Below are 17,627 nucleotides of genomic sequence, written 5' to 3'. Positions count from 1 at the left end.
TATTAATTGTTTTTTCTAGCTATAAATTTTTTACACTTTTCTTTAAGTGGTTCAGCTAATTTGTGGTGTAAACCTAAATTGGTAACCATTGTATCCTTAGTTATTTTACCGGGTAAATCAAAATTAGCTTTAAAATCACCAGTTTTACTATCTACAGTAATGTGGTTAAAAAGCTCTAAAATACCATCGAATCGACAAGAGTCTACAAAACTATCAAAACTATTGATGAAAATTACAGGAGTACCCATAGCCAAACAAGGTAGCGCACAATGTATACGAGAAGTAATCACTAGTTTTGCTTTTGCGTATTTTTGTAGTAAATCTTCTGCCATAGCAAACTTTTCTTCATCAGAATATGTATTTGCTTTTGGCTCTTGATTGATAAATGTTGCAGACTCTAATAAGTCGTCACTAATAAAGTTACGCAAATGTTTTGCTTTTTTTCCTAACTGAAAAGCTTTACCGTCTAGAACACTCCTTACACTTCGTTTTAAATCATAAAAAACCTTTTCTGATCTTGGATAATTGTATAATGGATCTACAATGTAAATGTCATCTGTACGTTCACTGTCATCTACTTTATACGTGTCTAATGTAAGCGTTAAACAACCAGAAAAATAAGCGTCTATCCCTTTTTCTTGTAATGTTTTTGCGGTAAATTTATCTCTACAACCAATAGGTTCATGTTTTTTTAAATAAGCAATTCCTTTTTCGCTTAACATGTTAGGAGCTGCTGTATTGTTCATATGAAAAGATACAAACAAAGGATTTATAGGTTCTGAAGGCACCCAATTGGTAGTATTGTGTGTAAACCAACCATTCATAATTATGTCAATATCATCCCCTTTGTAATCCGCTAATTTTTCACGATTTATATATTCGTCTACTTGCGGTAGATATTGTTTGGCAGCAAGACTCTGGATGTTATCTCCAACGTTAAAAAAACGTTTGTTTTCTGCGTAAGTAAATAATCCGTATTTCATTTTTTAAATTTTTTGGTATCTAATTAGTTTATATATTTTATATAGTAAAGGATATTTTTTTTGTAATAGAAATCTACTTTTCTTCCTTTTTAATACACTTTCTTGGTTTTTATTAATAATGGCATCTAAGTCCAAATTTATAAACTTAGTTATAGCCTCTTCTTCTTTAGCTTTATCCTCAATTACAAAAAATACATCTGTTTCTCTTGCCTTGTCTTGTATGCACGTCCATTGGTACTTAAGACCTTTGGTCATTACAGCGTCATCTCCAAAATTTTTAAATAATAAATTGTAAAAATTAGAAGGTACTGTAAACCCATAATCTTTAGGGTCTGCATTTGATAAAATTAAACTAAGAATAGTTCGTTGGCATTTGTGACATACATTACAGTTGTAATCTACTCTTTCGTCTGCATAGCAAACTCTTAATTTTAATTGATGATCTATACTGTTTACAAAGTCTACAACATTCTGGGTTTTTTCAGTTCTTCTAAATTCGTAGCCATTATGGGTAACTTTGGTGTTGGCCCATTTCATATTTTCATCTATGTACGGAGAAGATCCCCAGCTATATGTAACTTCATTAGTAGCTGAAGCTGCAATATTTATGTCTGTTATTTTATGTTTATAGCTTAACGGAGCTAAAACACCTAATAATGCCATGCCGTGTTGTACAGCTCCCCACCAACCTAAACCTTCAACTAACAGGTCTACTTTATAGGTGTAAAACTCTCTTAAATTAGACTCTATATAAAATAGCTTATTATGATTAATGATTTTTTCTTCGGAATTAAATTTTACAAATTTGTTCCACTTATCTCTATCATTAATTTTTACATCTGCCCCGTGTATAGATATTAAATAAGGGTCTTTATTGTATAATCTACTATAGGAATCATATGTGTCTAATCCTCCACTAAATAGTAATGATGTATTACTTCCGTCTAAAATGGTATCAATTTTATTGCTTATGTGTAGTTCTCCTTTTATATTTTTTGTTGGGTGAAACTTGATAAATTGTTTTTTCAATTCTTTTAAAGAGTTATAGAATGTACTATCTATATCATCTATATACACATCAAAACCAACAAACCAAGCTATAGGCATTATGTTAGCTAAAAATGGAATAACCGCAATACTGTTTGGTGTATCTGCTATATTTTGGTCATATTTAGCATAAAATTTATTATTTAAATTAAAATATTCTTTAATATCATCACTTACAGTGTAATCATAAACAATTGTATTATTGTTTATAATCTTTAATGATTTTAGATACAGTTTCATATTCTCATTTTTTGACATATTGTATATATCTAATTTTATTGTCTTTTTAGTAATTTGTTGATAGGTTTTTTAAATAAATCTTTTTCAAAAGTATTTAATCCTAGAGTATACATAAGTATACTGTAAACTATAGTGTATATAATTGCTTTATATACAAAGTTAAACCAGTCGTTTCCTGGTAATATATTTATAATGTAAGCTAGGCCAAAAGCGAGAACAATAGCAATGAAAGTCTTATTTAACAACTGCTTAAAAAACCGAATAATATTTAAACCTATTTTATTGTGGTAATAAAAATTCATAGTGTTTTGTACAATTACCCAGGCAATAACAGAACCGGTAATCATACCCAAAGCACCATATTTTGTAGATAACACAGCACCTAAAATTGTACCGAGTATCATAAAAGATAAATATAATATGGCTTTAAAAGCTAATTTACTTTTTGCTTCTAAAATAGAATTGCCAAAACCTTGCACTAGTGGTAGTGTGTAAGCTGCCATAATTAGTATGGCAATTAACCAAGCTTCATAACTACCTTCTGGGCCTAAAGTTTTACCTACCCACAACAAAACAAACTGATGTCCGAAAAACAAAAAAGCTCCAAAAATAAACATGAGTACAATAAAGGAAAGTCTTCCAATTTTAATCATCATATCTGTTAACTCTTCTCCTGTAGCTTTACCAACTGTCATTTGGGTGGCTCTTGGTAAAAAAACACCAGATATTGCGGTAGAAAAAGCTCCGTAATAAGTACCTAATGTAATACCAATACCATAAATTGTTAATACTTCTGGAGCACTAGTACTACCTAATACCCAGTGACCAGCTTTCCATTGAAAAATACTTACTAGAGCAAAAATAAAAATCCAACCAGAGTAGCTAAATATTTTTTTGATAAACACAAACGAAAAGCTGTGCAACTTAATTTTTACTTTTAGTTTTCTAAAAACAAAAGTTAAGGTTATACCTATTATTAGTACATTAAATATGGTGTCTAATATAACTAGAGAAATTGCTTTACCTCCAAGGGTTAACACAGCTACAACAGTTAATGAGCGAGATATATACCTAATAATATTTAACGTTTTAGGAAATACAAAAGACTCGTAGCCATAACAAATACCTGTAAATGCAGTTCCTGGTAAACTTAATGCTAGGTTAAAAATTAGAATGCCAAAAATGGTTTTGGCTATTTTAATTTCATCTCCATTCATTTTTGTAAAATAGGAATCGATAAAAAAGTTATAAAATACTAGCCCTATAACTACTATTGTTGCAGATATGGCAATAAATATTAGCATTGTAGTAGCTAAAAAGTTTTCTTCTCCCTTTTTATCTTTCTCTGCTCTATATTTTGCTACAAAACGTACAATAGTATTGTTTAGTCCAAAATCTAACAAAGATATTGTACCAACGAGCGCTCCAATAGTGATATAAATACCGTATTGTGATGCCCCTATGTGACTAAGTATAAAAGGGGTAAGTAAAATACCCACTACATTTGTTAAAAATATAGTGGCATAGTTTAAAAATGCTCCTTTTTTTAGTTGACTCAAAATGGTTAGTTTTTATAAGTTACTAGTGGTTTGGCACTAGTTATAATCTTCCGTTAACTTTACTAGGATCCAAAATGCCTTTAACATCGTACAAAATACCATTTGGTTGTAATAAGCTTTGTAGGTCTAATGCTAAAAACTCTTTGTGAGCTACGGTTAATACGACGGCATCATATTTTTTATTTGGTAATGCTGTGGTTGTTTCTAAATTGTACTCATGTGCTACCTCTGCAGGGTTTGCCCAAGGGTCATAAATAGTAACATTAGCACTGTAGCTTTCTAATTGTTGTATAACATCTACAGCACGTGTGTTACGTACATCTGGACAGTTTTCTTTAAACGTAACTCCTAGTACTAAAATATTTGCGTTTTTAACTTTTATATCTGCTTTAAGCATTAACTTAATAACTTCTGCAGCTACATAACCGCCCATACTATCATTTAACCTACGGCCAGCTAGTATAATTTCTGGATGGTACCCAAATTCTTGGGCTCTTTGTGCTAAATAATAAGGATCTACACCTATACAATGCCCACCAACTAAACCTGGTTTAAATGGTAAAAAGTTCCATTTAGTACCAGCGGCCTCTAGCACAGCGTGTGTGTCTATATCCATTAAATTGAAAATTTTAGCCAATTCGTTTACAAATGCAATGTTAATGTCTCGTTGAGAGTTTTCTATTACTTTTGCAGCTTCGGCAACTTTAATGGTAGGAGCTAAGTGTGTACCTGCTGTAATTACAGACTTGTATAAATTGTCTACCTTAATTCCTATTTCTGGTGTAGAACCAGCAGTTACTTTTAATATTTTTTCTACAGTATGTTCTTTATCTCCTGGGTTTATACGCTCTGGTGAATAGCCCGCAAAGAAATCTACATTAAATTTAAGTCCGCTAAATTTTTCTAATACAGGAATACACTCATCTTCTGTAACACCCGGGTATACAGTAGATTCATATATTACAATATCTCCCTTTTTTAAAACTTTGGCAACAGTTTCACTAGACTTATACAAAGGTGTTAAGTCTGGCCTGTTATTTTTATCTACAGGAGTAGGTACTGTTACTACGTAAATAGTACAATCTTTTATATCATCTAAATTACTGCTACAATACAAACCAGTATCCTTTATGTCTGGTGTTTGTGACAATACACTTTGTAAAACAGCATCTTCTACTTCTAAAGTACTATCTGTACCAGATTGCAACTCTGCAATTCTGCCTTGGTTTATGTCAAACCCTATTACTGGGTATTTGGTAGCAAATAAGCGAGCCAATGGTAAGCCAACGTATCCTAGACCAATAATTGCAATTTTTGAGGTATTCATATTATAGTGTTTATTAAATTATTTTAAATTTTCCCAATACCAATCTACAGCTTCTTTTAAGCCTTTTTCAATGTTGTATTGAGGGTTGTAATTTAACAAGTTTTTTGCTTTATCTATAGATGCTAAAGAGTGTGGTACATCTCCTTGTCTTTCTGGTCCAAACTTAACATCAACATCTTTAATTTTAGAGTCAAACTTACTTAAGTACTCTTTAAGTAAAGTTGTAAGTTCATTTAGATCTGTACGTTCACCATAAGCAACATTATATACTGTATTAATAGCATCTTTGTTTGTTGTGGCTACAGCTAAAACATTCATTTGTATTACGTTGTCTATATACGTAAAATCTCTAGAAAAAGATCCATCTCCGTTAATAATTGGAGACTCATAATCCATAAACTGCATTACAAATTTTGGGATTACTGCAGCGTAAGCACCTTTAGGATCTTGCTTGCGACCAAAAACATTAAAATAACGTAAGCCAATAGTTTCTAAACCATACGTTTTAGAAAAAATTTCTGCATACAATTCATTAACATATTTAGTTATAGCATAAGGAGATAATGGTTTTCCTATTTTATCTTCAACCTTAGGTAAGCCTTTAGAGTCGCCGTAAGTTGATGAACTTGCTGCATATACAAATCGTTTTACCTTAGCATCACGAGCAGCAACTAGCATATTTAAAAAACCAGATACATTAACAGCATTACTAGTAATAGGATCGTTAATAGATCTAGGTACAGACCCTAATGCAGCTTGGTGCATAATGTTGTCTACTCCTTTACAAGCTGTATGGCAGTCATCTAAATTACGAATATCTCCTTCTATTAAAGTAAAATTAGGATTGTTAAAATGCTGCTCTATATTTTTTCTGTGACCTGTAGCAAAGTTATCTAAACAAGTTACTTTATTGCCATTTTTTAAAAGAGCTTCAATTAAATTGGAGCCAATAAAACCGGCACCACCTGTAACTAAAATATGTAAATTGGGACTTAAATTTAGTGTTGTAATATCCATTTGTTTATTTTGAAATGCAAAAGTGTAATTAAAAGCACGAAATAACTGCTTTTTTACTTTAGAACAATGTTATTTCCGATGAATTGTAATTTATAGTGGTTAAAGTTTTCATCTCGTATTTTTATAAAACGTTTGCGTAAATATTTTGTGGTGTTTTTTTTAAGTTATAGCTACTTGCGTAGTGCTTGTTTTTAGGGTGTGATTAAGTGTTTTAGATAAGATGTTATATATTGTGGCATTATAGTTGAAGAGTAGTGGTGTGCTAAAGTATATGGCTTTCATATAGGAGTAAAAATCGTATTTAAACGATTTTTACTAATCTTTACCGAATTAATAAACTAGTTATATAATATTGAGGGAAATTGCAATAAATTTGACTTTGTTGTTCTTAATTTGGAATAACAGTAATACCAGTTAATAAACACTATGCCAGAACAAAGTAAAATATGGTTGTCTTCTCCGCACATGGGAGGCGATGAGCAAAAATTTGTAAAAGAAGCTTTTGATACCAATTGGATTGCACCACTTGGACCAAATGTAACTTCATTTGAAAATGATATTGCAAATTATATAGATAATAATGTACACGTAGCTGCTCTAAGCTCTGGTACAGGAGCTATACATTTAGCGTTGGAAATTTTAGGAGTAGGTGCTGGTGACGAAGTATTATGCCAAACATTCACTTTTTCAGCGTCGGCCAATCCTATTAAATACTTAGGAGCTAATCCGGTTTTTATAGATAGTGAAAAAGATACATGGAATATGTCTCCTGTATTATTAAAGAAGGCTATTCAAGATAGAATTGTTAAGGGTAAAAAGCCTAAGGCAATTGTAGCTGTACATTTGTATGGTATGCCGTATAAAGTTAATGAAATATCTGCTGTAGCAAAAGAGTTTAATATACCTGTTGTAGAAGATAGTGCAGAAGCTTTTGGAAGTACGCATAATGGTGTACAATGTGGAAGTTTTGGTGCAATTGGTATTTTATCTTTTAATGGAAATAAAATAATAACTACATCTGGTGGTGGAGCATTAGTAACAAAAGACGAGGCAATTAAAAATAAAGCAGTTTTTTTAGCTACACAGGCAAGGGAGGATGCACCGCATTACCAACATAGTGTTGTTGGCTATAATTATAGAATGAGTAATGTACTGGCAGGTATTGGTCGTGGGCAAATGTTAGTGCTAAATGATAGAGTAGCGGCCAGAAGAGCTAATTATCAATTTTATTATGATAATTTACATACAATAAATGAAATCGAATTTTTAAATGAGCCAGATGGCTTCTATTCTAATAGATGGTTAAGCTGTATTTTGTTGCCGTCTTTTGAAATTAGAGAAAAAGTTAGATTAGCATTATTGGATGAAAACATAGAGTCTCGTCCGTTGTGGAAACCAATGCACTTACAACCTGTTTTTAACGCTAGTGCTAGTTATATGGATGGAACTTCAGAGGATCTTTTTGAAAAAGGGTTATGTTTGCCTAGCGGATCTAATTTAGAACAAAAAGACTTGCAAAGAGTAGTAGATAAAATTAAGTCTCAGTTTTTATGATTAAGAATTACTTAAATAATAATGTTACTAGGTATGCCTCTAAATGGCTAGTTTTAGCAATAGATGTTGTAATTATGGTAGTAGCTTTTATACTATCGTATTTAATAAGATACAACTTAACACTAGAGTTTGATGTTGCCCAGTTGCCTTTTCAAATACCAATAGTGGCTGTAGTTGCAGCTTTAGCCTTTTTAATAACTGGTTCTTATAAAGGAGTAGTTAGGCATACTGGTGTAAAAGATGTTTATAATATTTTTAATGCTATATGTTTATCTAGTATTTTAATGATATTACTAGTTTTAGCGAATAAAAAATTAGATGTTTTTAGCTGGACTACCATCCCTTTACAAATTATTATTGTACATAGTTTAATTGCTTTTTTAGCATTATCTGCATCTAGATACTTGTTTAAAGCAATGTATAACACTATTGTAAATAAAAGTCTACATAATACAAAAAGAGTTTTAATTTACGGAGCAGGAGAATCTGGTATTATAACTCACAGTGCAATAACTAACCATTCTAAATCTAATGTAAAAGTTGTTGGTTATGTAGATAATAACAATAAAAAAGTAGGAAAAAGTATAAACGGAGTTATTGTTTACGCTAAAAGTGAATTAAACGAGCAATTTTTAGTAAGCAATGATATATCTGAGGTAATTTTTTCAATTCAGAATATTAACCCAACTGCACTTAGAGAGTTGGTTGAGGGTATGGTAGATTATCCTGTTAAGGTGAAAATTGTACCTCCAGTTGAAGATTGGATCAACGGTGAGCTTAAATTTTCTCAGATTAAGCAAGTACAGATTGAAGATTTACTAGATAGAGCACCAATTAACATTGAAAATTCTAAAATCTCTGATGAGTTAAAGGATAAAGTTGTTGTGGTTACTGGCGGTGCAGGGTCTATTGGTAGTGAGTTAGTTAGGCAAATATGCAAGTATAACTACAAAGCTTTAATAGTTATAGATCAGGCAGAGTCTGCCTTGTATGACCTACAGCAAGAATTAAAACAAAATGGATACCATAACTTTTTTCCTATTGTAGGCGATATTAGAGATAAAAATAGATTAAATCATATTTTTAGCGAGCATAAGCCTAATATTGTGTTTCATGCAGCAGCATATAAACATGTGCCTTTGATGGAATACAACTCTTATGAGGCTATAAAAATTAATGTAGCTGGTACTAAAGTTTTGGCAGATTTATCTGTACAACACAATGTAGATAAGTTTGTTTTTGTATCTACAGATAAAGCTGTTAACCCTACTAATGTAATGGGAGGTACTAAGCGTATTGCAGAAATGTATATTAGTTGTATGCAACAAGAAAAGAAGACAAAGTTTATTACAACTCGTTTTGGTAATGTACTTGGTTCTAATGGTTCTGTAATTCCATTGTTTAAAAAACAAATAGACAAGGGAGGTCCCTTAACGGTAACTCATAAAGATGTAACTCGTTTTTTTATGACTATTCCTGAAGCATCTCAATTAGTTTTAGAGGCAGGTGCAATGGGAGAAGGTGGAGAGATTTTTATATTTGATATGGGTAAATCTGTTAAAATATTTGATCTAGCTAAAAATATGATTAAGCTTTGTGGTTTAAAGTATCCAGAAGAAATGGATATAAAAATTACGGGTTTAAGACCTGGTGAAAAGCTGTACGAAGAGTTGTTAGCCAACGGGGAAAATACAATGCCAACGTATCATAAAAAAATTATGATAAGCAAGGTGAGAGAATTAGATTATATTAAAACACGCTCTTTAATTGATGAGTTGTGTATTAATAATATGTTTTTTAAACCAAATACTGTAAACTTAATGAAGCAAATAGTGCCAGAGTTTATTTCTAGTAATTCAGATTTATGTGAAATAGATAAGGAGCTTGCTGTAACTAAAGAGAATAAAATACTAACAAACATTAACTAACTTAGTAAAACTAGAATATGAAAACCGTTAAATCTATATTAAAAAAGTCTATTCCATTACTTGCTATTGTAATGACTATTTCTTGTGCATCTAAAAAGGATGTAGTTTATTTTCAAAACTTATCTGCGTTTGAAACAATGGTAGACACAGAAACATATACTCCAAGGTTGAAAGTAGGAGATAAAGTAGCTTTAAATATTACAAGTGAAAACCCAATTGCAAGTGCTCCTTTTAACATGTCTACTGGTGTAACTGCTAGTGGAGAGCAAGAGTCTGCAGGAATGACTTATTATTTAGTTGATGTAGATGGTAATATTACATTACCGGTCTTGGGATCACAAAAAGTATTAGGAATGTCTATACCAGAAGTTAAAGCGTCTATAAGAAGTAAATTAATAGATGGAGGTCTTTTAAAAGATCCGCAAGTACTTGTGGCTTTAGACGGTTTTAATGTTACTGTTTTAGGACAGGTTAGAACTCCAGGTACATACTACATACCGGGGCAGCGTATAACAATTTTACAGGCTTTAGGCTTGGCTGGTGATTTAGATATTACTGGTAACAGAACCAATGTTTTAGTAATGCGAGATTTTAATGGCACAAAAGTGTCTACGCGTATAGATTTAACAAGAAAAGAGGTTTTAAATTCTCCTGTATATTACCTTACACAAAATGACGTAATTTATGTAGAGCCAAACAAGTCTAAGGTTAATGAATCTAAATCTGGTAATAGAGCTTTAACATTATCTGTAGCTTCTTTATTATTAACACTAACAACTACAGTGGTTGTTTTGTTAAGAAACTAAAATACAGTAATCATAAATAATTGATTAAATTTTATGGATTTAAATTCTACAAGCAGTACTAAAAGTGGTATTGATATAAAAGAAATAATTAAAAATTACACCAAAAATTGGAAGTGGTTTGCACTTTCAATGTTTTTGGCACTGGCATTAGCTTTTATCTATTTACGCTATTCAACGCCGCAATACTCCGCAATAGCTAAAATTCAAATTTTATCTGAAGAAGGATCTAAAAGTGAATTGAGTGTTTTAAAAGATATGGGTGGCTTTTCTTCAGACAGTGATGTAGAAGTGTTAGATGAAATATTGTCTATAAAATCAAGATCTAACTTTATTGAAGTAGTTAAAAACTTAGATCTAAATGTAAAGGTATATACAGAGGGTAGAATTTTAGAAACAGAAGTCTATAAAAAACCTCCATTTACATTTAATTTTTTAGAGCAAGACTCTATTGTAGATAAAGCAAACTTCTCTTTTTATATTAATTATATATCTGAAGAAAAATTTGGTTTTTCTAAAACAGAAGAATCAAACGTAGAAAAGTATACATTTGGTTCTAAAGTTAAAACAGCTGCAGGTGATATTGTAATAACACCTTCTTTTAAAGATGTTAAAAATTACAAAGGAAGAAAATTTAAGGTGGTTGTTTTACCTGTTGAGATAATAGCAGAAGGTTACAGAGCTAAAGTAAGTATAGAACCTACAGAAAAAGGGTCTAAAATGCTAGATTTACGTTTAACAGATAATGATCAGCAAAAAGCAAAAGATATTTTAAATGAATTGATAAGAATATCTAATAAAAATGCACTAGACTCTAGAAAGGCGATAGCTGACAAAACATCTAACTTTATAGATGAAAGAATTAAAGTTATAGCCTCTAATCTTTCTAGTTACGATCAGGAAGCTCAGGATTTTAAAAGTCAGAAGGGTGTATCAGATATTCAAGGTGAAACTAGTTTAAATTATAGTATGAGTACTTCTAGTAGTCAAGAGCTAGAAAGTGCTAGGATACAGTTAGGAATTGTTGATGCTATGAAAGATCAGGTTGATAACCAGGGAGGTTTTGATGTGTTGCCAACTGGTGTAATGCAAGACCCTTCTATATCAAGTGCTGTAAATAAGTACAATGAACTGGTTATTACGAGAAAAAATTTATTGAAAAATGCTAGTGCAAATAACCCTGCAGTTCTTGCGTTAAATAGCCAATTGGCAGGTATAAAACAAGGGGTAGCTTCTAGTTTATCTAGTACTAAAAATGCCTTAGGATTACAGGTTAATAATTTAAGTAAACAAGTGAGTCAGTTTAGATCTAAATTATACACCTCTCCTATAAACCAAAGAAAGTTAACAGATATAGCCAGAAAGCAAAATAGTATTGAGGGTATTTATTTGTTTTTATTGCAAAGAAGAGAAGAGTCTCAAATAGCTTTTGCTTCAGCTACGCCAAAATTAAAAACTATAGATAATGCGTATAACTATGGTTATGGACCTGTTTACCCTGTTAAAAGAAATATTTATTTGTTAGCAATTGTAGCAAGTCTATTTATTCCTTTTGGGTTTATTTATGTTAGTGATTTATTAGATAATAAAATTCATAACAAATTAGACTTAGAAAAGTTAGTTGGTTCTATTCCTGTTTTAGCTGAGATACCAAGTTTGGGTAAAAAACCAAGTTTAGTTAAAAAGAACGATAGATCTGTGCAGGCAGAATCTTTTAGGATTTTGCGAACAAATATTGATTATTTGATGCATACTAAAAAGAGCAATGGTAAAAAGAATAATATTATTTATTTAAGTTCTAGTGTTTCAGGAGAAGGTAAAACTTTTATAGCATCTAACTTAGCTCTTATTTTTGCAAATACAGATAAGAAAGTATTATTGATAGGTGCTGACATTAGAAATCCTAAACTGTATACGTTTTTTGATCCATCTGAAGAAAAAGGAAATAAGCGTACAAAAAACATAGGTTTAACAGAGTACTTAACATCTAACATTAAAATACAAGATATTGTTAAGTCTACTGTGCATGGTGAAACAGAGTTAGATATTATCTATTCAGGTAAAATTCCGCCAAACCCAGCAGAATTATTAATGAGTGATAAAATGAAAACTTTATTAGATGAAGTATCAGAGCAATATGACTATGTTATTGTAGATACAGCTCCTATGGTTGTAGTTACAGATACCTTATTAATTAGTAAGTATGCAGATCAGTTACTATATGTTACTAGAGCTGGTTCTACAGAAAATAAAGTAATTCAGCACCCAATTCATTTAAAAGAAGAGGGTAAAATTAATAACCTGAGTTTTATTGTTAATGATGTTCCTGAATCTGATTTAGGCTACGGAGGTAAATATGGCTATGGTTATGGAATTAATAAAAAAAGATGGTGGCATATATTTAAAAAATAAGTGCACATTAATTAACATAAAAAAAGTCCCAGTTTTAACTGGGACTTTTTTTTTAACCAAAATTGTAGTTGGTATTTTCTATAATAGGTTTTAACAACTCTATTGTTTTAAGCGGAAGTTTAATCTCCTTTAGGACTTTTAATTGTCTAATGTTATGTATGTCTGACCCAATAAAGTTATACATTTTGCTATCTAATAACTTTAAAGCTGTTTTGTGTACATCTGGACCATAATAATTACACAAAGACAATAGGTTTAATTGAAAAAATGTACCAAGCTCCTTATAATAATTGTAATCTTTAAATCTGTTATGTGCAAATGCATAGCGTTCTGGATGGGCTAAGATAGGAGACAACGGTATTTTATTTAATTTTTGTACAGCTTCTTTAAAGTTTATTGATTCTTGTAAAAAAGACATTTCAATTAGTATAAAATCTTTCTTTAGAGGCATATATTCTTTAGTTGCTATAAGCTCTTCAAAATAAGGATCTACCATATGTTCTGCGGCTGCATCTATAGTAAAACCTGTTTTATTTTTATTTTTTAATTCATTCTTTAATACAGCTAAAGAAGAAGCTATAGTATGCGGATTATTAGGGTAGTACCCACTCATTATATGAGGTGAGCATATAAAGTTGGTTACTCCAAAGTCACTAAAGCCATCTAATATTTCTAAAGATTCATCTGGTGTTTTTGCACCATCATCTATACCTGGTAAAATATGGTTGTGTATGTCTGTGCAGCCTTCTAAATAATCGACTAAAAAATATTTTTTACTAAAAAAATGAAACATTATTTGCTTGTACTTTAGTATTTGTTAGTACTTATATCTTTTTTACGTACTTAGTAATAATCACAATTTGTTGCCCGTCTACTTTACCTTCTATGTACTCTGCATTTTCATGATCTAAAGATACTCTACGTACGGCAGTACCTCTTTTAGCAACCATACTAGAGCCTTTTACAGGTAAATCTTTAATAAGCACTACGCTATCACCTGCATTAATAATAACACCATTACTATCTCTGTGTATTATTTTATCTTCAGGATCTTCACCTTCACCTGTAGCTTTTGCCCATTCTAAATTATCATCATCTAAATACATCATATCTAAAAGATCTTGTGGCCAACCTTCTTTACGTAATCTGTTTAGCATACGCCAAGCAATAATCTGTACAGGTATTTGTTCACTCCACATACTATCATTTAAACATCTCCAGTGATTAGGGTCTGTTTGTTCTGGATCTTCAATTTGTGTGATACACGTGTTGCACGCAAATATTGTATCTTGTAAATCTCCATTTTTTGTAGGTGAAACTTGGTAAGCTTTTAAGTTTTCTTCATTGGAGCAAAGTTCGCATTTGTTTTGGCTTCTTTTACTTAATTCTCTTTCAATGCTCATTAGGTATTTTTTTATTAATTATTGCCAAAAATACATATAATCTTTCTACTAGGCTTGCTATGTTGATTACTTTAATTAAACCTAATTTTAATTTTATATCTACAGTTGGTTTTTACTATAAAATCTTCTTTTTATTCTTAAATTTGTAGCTCAAACTAAACCAATATTCTCTTTTGAAAGATACCTTAAAACATCGTGGTAAACGTAATCTTTTGGCTAACACTTTAGTAGCAAAAGGTATTACAGATACAAAGGTTATTGAAGCTATAAAAAAGGTTCCTAGACACTTGTTTTTAGATAGTAGTTTTGAGGATCATGCTTACCAAGACAAAGCATTTCCTATAGGTGCAGAGCAAACTATTTCTCAGCCCTACACAGTTGCTTTTCAATCACAATTATTAGAGGTAAAGCCTAATGATGTTATTTTAGAAATAGGAACAGGAAGTGGATACCAAACTGCTGTTTTATTACAGTTAGGTGCTCGTGTATTTACTATAGAAAGGCAATCTCAATTATTTAAAAAAAATAAGCTGTTTTTCCCTAAAATGGGAATTAGGCCTAAAAAGGCAATTTTAGGAGATGGTTATAAAGGTTACCCAGAAGAAGCTCCTTTTGATGGTATTATTGTTACTGCTGGCGCGCCAATAGTTCCTAAGCCATTACTAGCACAATTGAAAATAGGAGGTAGGTTGGTGATACCTGTAGGAGTAGAAGACCAAATAATGACTTTATTTGTGCGTAAATCCGATTTAGAATTTGAGAAACAAGAATTTGGTTCTTTTAAATTTGTACCGCTGTTAGAGAATAAAAACTAATTATTAAAGCTCTTTTTTATACGGTCTAAGTCTCGTTTATTGTCTCTATCTTTTATAGAGTCTCTTTTATCATGCAGTTTTTTACCTTTGGCTAATGCAATGTTAATTTTAGCCAAACCTCTGTCATTTAAAAATAAATTTAACGGTACTATAGTTAATCCTGTATTTTTAACTTCTTTTTCAAGTTTTTTAAGCTCTCCTTTATTTAGTAATAATTTTCTAGATGCTTTTGGTTGGTGATTGTAGTGAGATCCGTGAGAGTACTCATCAACCTGCATATTAATTATAAAAAGTTCTCCTCTGTCATTAAATTCACAAAAGCTTTCTGTAATAGCTGCTTTACCTTCTCTTATAGATTTTATTTCTGTACCAGACAAAACTAAGCCTGCTGTATAAGTATCTAACAGCTCATACTCAAACCTAGCTCTTTTATTTTTAATATTGATTTTTTTCTGCATCATAGACTGCAAAAATAGAATATTTTAAACCAACTTTGTAAAGATTTTAAAAGCATTACAACTAATGCACTAAAGATTTTATTTTATGATTAAAAAAAGTATGTTTTTCTTATTGCTGATTGTAATTTCGGCTTGTAAGAATGAAAAGAAACAAGAAGTAACAGCGCAGTCTATTGTTGACAATGCAATTAAAACTACAGGCGACAGTTTGTATAAAACTAAAAATATATCTTTTGATTTTAGAAACAAAAAGTATGTTTTATTGCAAGACAACGGTGGTAGAATAATGAAGCGTATTTTTAAACAAGATTCTTCTACTATTACAGATATTAAATCAGCTAAGTTAACACGTTTAGTAAATGATAGTTTGGTTAGCGTGCCAGATTCTATGGCTGTTAAGTTTGATAATGCTATTAACTCTGTTTTTTACTTTGCTCTTTTGCCTTATGGTTTAAATGATGCAGCTGTTAAAAAAGAATTTTTAGGAGAAGTTACTATTAAAGAAAAGCAATACTATAAGGTAAAAATAACTTTTAGTGAGGAAAACGGAGGTGATGATTTTGAGGATACCTACTTGTATTGGTTTAATAAAGAAACTACTAAACCAGACTATTTAGCGTACAAGTTTTATGTTAATGATGGAGGTATGCGTTTTAGAGTTGCTTATAACGAACGTTATGTAAACGGAATTAGATTTGTAGATTATGAAAATTACAAACCTAAAACCGAGTCTATGAATATTTTAGAGATTGATAAAATGTTCCAAAACAATGAGTTGGAATTATTATCTAAAATTGAACTAGATAATATTATTGTCTACTAATATCTAAGTTAAGTTTTACAGCAGTGGCTTGTGTACCAATTATTGTTACTATAAATAAGCCGCTGTTGTCATAATCATCTATTTGTTCAAATTTTTCTTCACCAATAATTGCATTTACAAACTTTGGTACAGTGTTACTGTGGCCAACTACTAAAACTTTTTTACCGTAATTATCAGTTACAAATTGCTGTGGTTCTATGGTTGAAGGATCATAACTTGTAACAGAAATATTTTTTTGTACAGATGTAGGTGCCGCTGTCATTTGTGTTCTTTGGTAGTCTGTAGAATAGATGGCATCTAGAGCAATTGGCTCAAAAACCTTAGCCCAAAAAATAGACCTTCCTAAGCCTTCTTGGGCTAATTCTGGATCTTGGTTTTCTTGGTCCGACCTATCTTTTTCTGCGTGTCTTATAAAATAGAAGGTAGAAACTGTATTATTAGCTTCTTCATTAGAAGCGCCATTTTTATCATTTTTACAAGCAAGTATTACTGAAAAAAGTAATATTAAAAGTGTTGGTTTTAAAAATTTCATTTATGTAATATTTTTTTTGATGTTGTTGTATATACAATAACTAAATTTTAGCCAAAAAAGTATATAATTTATGCTGCCTTTTATTATCAAGAAAAAAGAAAACTTATAACTTAACTTCCTTTTCTATTAAGTGATTAATATAGTTAACTGTATTTAAAAGATACTTGCGATCTTGTGTAATGGTAGCCATTGCCACAGAGCCTTGTAGCATTGTATATAATTGTTTTGCAAATTGTAAAGGAGTAACAGGTAACTTTAATTCGTTGTTATTAACACCATTTTCTAACACAGCAGCAATTTTACCTTCTATAGTGCGTACAATTTCTTTGGCTGCACTGGATAGTATTTTATTATTATACTCAGCATCTACACCAACATTTATTATGGGGCATCCTCCCATATCTAAAGTAAATACAGCATACTGCCTGTAAAAACTAGTTAAGCTGTATATTTTATCTAAAGAAGTGCCGTCTATATTTAAGCGTTCGTCTATTTTTGTTAAAAGTTTATTGGTGTTGTACTCAAAACAAGCTAGAGCAATTTCTTCTTTATTTTTAAAATTACCATATAAAGCCCCTTTTGTGAGGTTGGTTGCTTTGGTAATATCACTCATACTTGTACCAACATAGCCTTGTTTGCTAAATATTGGCGCAGAAGTTTTAATGATAAATTCTTTGGTTTTTTCTGCCTTGGTGGACATATGCTCTTTGTTGTTTCTACGAATAT

Annotated in this window: 16 protein-coding genes; 6 read left to right on the top strand and 10 right to left on the bottom strand. The window is 31.0% G+C overall.

Going from position 1 to position 17,627, the window contains the following annotated elements:
- Positions 1-2 precede the first annotated feature (2 nt).
- From AX016_RS14205 to AX016_RS14185, 5 genes are read right to left on the bottom strand one after another with little or no spacing between them, the layout of a single operon-like run.
- A complete protein-coding gene (locus AX016_RS14205) occupies positions 3-983 on the bottom strand; it encodes a polysaccharide pyruvyl transferase family protein (protein ID WP_100896240.1) in 981 nt (326 codons plus the stop codon).
- A gap of 3 nt (positions 984-986) precedes the next feature.
- Positions 987-2,270 (bottom strand): hypothetical protein, encoded by a 1,284-nt coding sequence (locus AX016_RS14200; RefSeq protein ID WP_100896239.1) that lies wholly within the window; start codon positions 2,268-2,270, stop codon positions 987-989.
- Between the two features lie 35 nt (positions 2,271-2,305).
- Positions 2,306-3,829, bottom strand: a complete 1,524-nt coding sequence (locus tag AX016_RS14195; RefSeq protein WP_100896238.1) for a lipopolysaccharide biosynthesis protein — start codon at positions 3,827-3,829, stop codon at positions 2,306-2,308.
- A 40-nt stretch (positions 3,830-3,869) separates the two neighbouring features.
- Positions 3,870-5,156, bottom strand: coding sequence for a nucleotide sugar dehydrogenase (locus AX016_RS14190; protein ID WP_100896237.1), 1,287 nt, complete (start codon positions 5,154-5,156; stop codon positions 3,870-3,872).
- A gap of 18 nt (positions 5,157-5,174) precedes the next feature.
- Positions 5,175-6,173, bottom strand: coding sequence for an SDR family oxidoreductase (locus tag AX016_RS14185; RefSeq protein ID WP_100896236.1), 999 nt, complete (start codon positions 6,171-6,173; stop codon positions 5,175-5,177).
- 426 nt (positions 6,174-6,599) lie between these two features.
- Between AX016_RS14185 and AX016_RS14180 the strand changes: the two genes are divergently transcribed.
- Genes AX016_RS14180 through AX016_RS14165 form a run of 4 tightly spaced genes read left to right on the top strand, consistent with a single transcriptional unit; the run spans position 6,600 to position 12,870 of the window.
- Entirely contained in the window at positions 6,600-7,727 is a 1,128-nt protein-coding gene (locus AX016_RS14180; protein ID WP_100896235.1) for a DegT/DnrJ/EryC1/StrS family aminotransferase, read from the top strand.
- Complete coding sequence (locus tag AX016_RS14175) at positions 7,724-9,655, top strand: polysaccharide biosynthesis protein (protein WP_100896234.1); 1,932 nt, start codon at positions 7,724-7,726, stop codon at positions 9,653-9,655. Before AX016_RS14180 ends, AX016_RS14175 begins: the two co-directional genes overlap by 4 nt.
- A 17-nt stretch (positions 9,656-9,672) precedes the next feature.
- Entirely contained in the window at positions 9,673-10,461 is a 789-nt protein-coding gene (locus AX016_RS14170; protein ID WP_100896233.1) for a polysaccharide biosynthesis/export family protein, read from the top strand.
- Positions 10,462-10,494: 33 nt separating this feature from the next.
- Positions 10,495-12,870, top strand: coding sequence for a GumC family protein (locus AX016_RS14165; RefSeq protein ID WP_100896232.1), 2,376 nt, complete (start codon positions 10,495-10,497; stop codon positions 12,868-12,870).
- Positions 12,871-12,922: 52 nt separating this feature from the next.
- On the opposite strand, the gene AX016_RS14160 is transcribed toward AX016_RS14165, so the two are convergent.
- Both AX016_RS14160 and AX016_RS14155 read right to left on the bottom strand, forming a co-directional pair.
- On the bottom strand, positions 12,923-13,663 hold the full coding sequence (locus AX016_RS14160; RefSeq protein ID WP_100896231.1) for a tyrosine-protein phosphatase: 741 nt from the start codon (positions 13,661-13,663) through the stop codon (positions 12,923-12,925).
- Between the two features lie 31 nt (positions 13,664-13,694).
- On the bottom strand, positions 13,695-14,273 hold the full coding sequence (locus tag AX016_RS14155; protein WP_100896230.1) for a PhnA domain-containing protein: 579 nt from the start codon (positions 14,271-14,273) through the stop codon (positions 13,695-13,697).
- Positions 14,274-14,446: 173 nt separating this feature from the next.
- On the opposite strand from AX016_RS14155, the gene AX016_RS14150 reads away from it, so the two are divergent.
- Positions 14,447-15,088 carry a protein-L-isoaspartate(D-aspartate) O-methyltransferase gene (locus AX016_RS14150; RefSeq protein ID WP_100896229.1) on the top strand — a complete coding sequence of 214 codons (642 nt, stop codon included), beginning with the start codon at positions 14,447-14,449 and terminating at the stop codon, positions 15,086-15,088.
- Here AX016_RS14150 and smpB read toward each other — a convergent pair.
- On the bottom strand, positions 15,085-15,546 hold the full coding sequence (gene smpB / locus AX016_RS14145; protein WP_198519469.1) for an SsrA-binding protein SmpB: 462 nt from the start codon (positions 15,544-15,546) through the stop codon (positions 15,085-15,087). The genes AX016_RS14150 and smpB overlap by 4 nt on opposite strands.
- A gap of 85 nt (positions 15,547-15,631) precedes the next feature.
- Between smpB and AX016_RS14140 the strand changes: the two genes are divergently transcribed.
- Positions 15,632-16,369 (top strand): DUF6503 family protein, encoded by a 738-nt coding sequence (locus AX016_RS14140; protein ID WP_232732633.1) that lies wholly within the window; start codon positions 15,632-15,634, stop codon positions 16,367-16,369.
- Here the strand turns inward: AX016_RS14140 and AX016_RS14135 are convergent.
- Complete coding sequence (locus AX016_RS14135) at positions 16,356-16,901, bottom strand: histidine phosphatase family protein (protein ID WP_100896227.1); 546 nt, start codon at positions 16,899-16,901, stop codon at positions 16,356-16,358. The two genes, AX016_RS14140 and AX016_RS14135, sit on opposite strands and share 14 nt — an antisense overlap.
- Positions 16,902-17,004: 103 nt before the next feature.
- Positions 17,005-17,601: a TetR/AcrR family transcriptional regulator gene (locus AX016_RS14130; protein ID WP_100896226.1), complete on the bottom strand. Its 597-nt coding sequence runs from the start codon at positions 17,599-17,601 to the stop codon at positions 17,005-17,007.
- Positions 17,602-17,627: the final 26 nt, after the last annotated feature.

Source organism: Cellulophaga sp. RHA19 (assembly GCF_002813425.1).
Lineage (GTDB): Bacteria > Bacteroidota > Bacteroidia > Flavobacteriales > Flavobacteriaceae > Cellulophaga.
The sequence above is the reverse complement of the archived record's forward strand: the minus strand, read 5'-3'. Positions and strand labels throughout refer to the sequence as shown.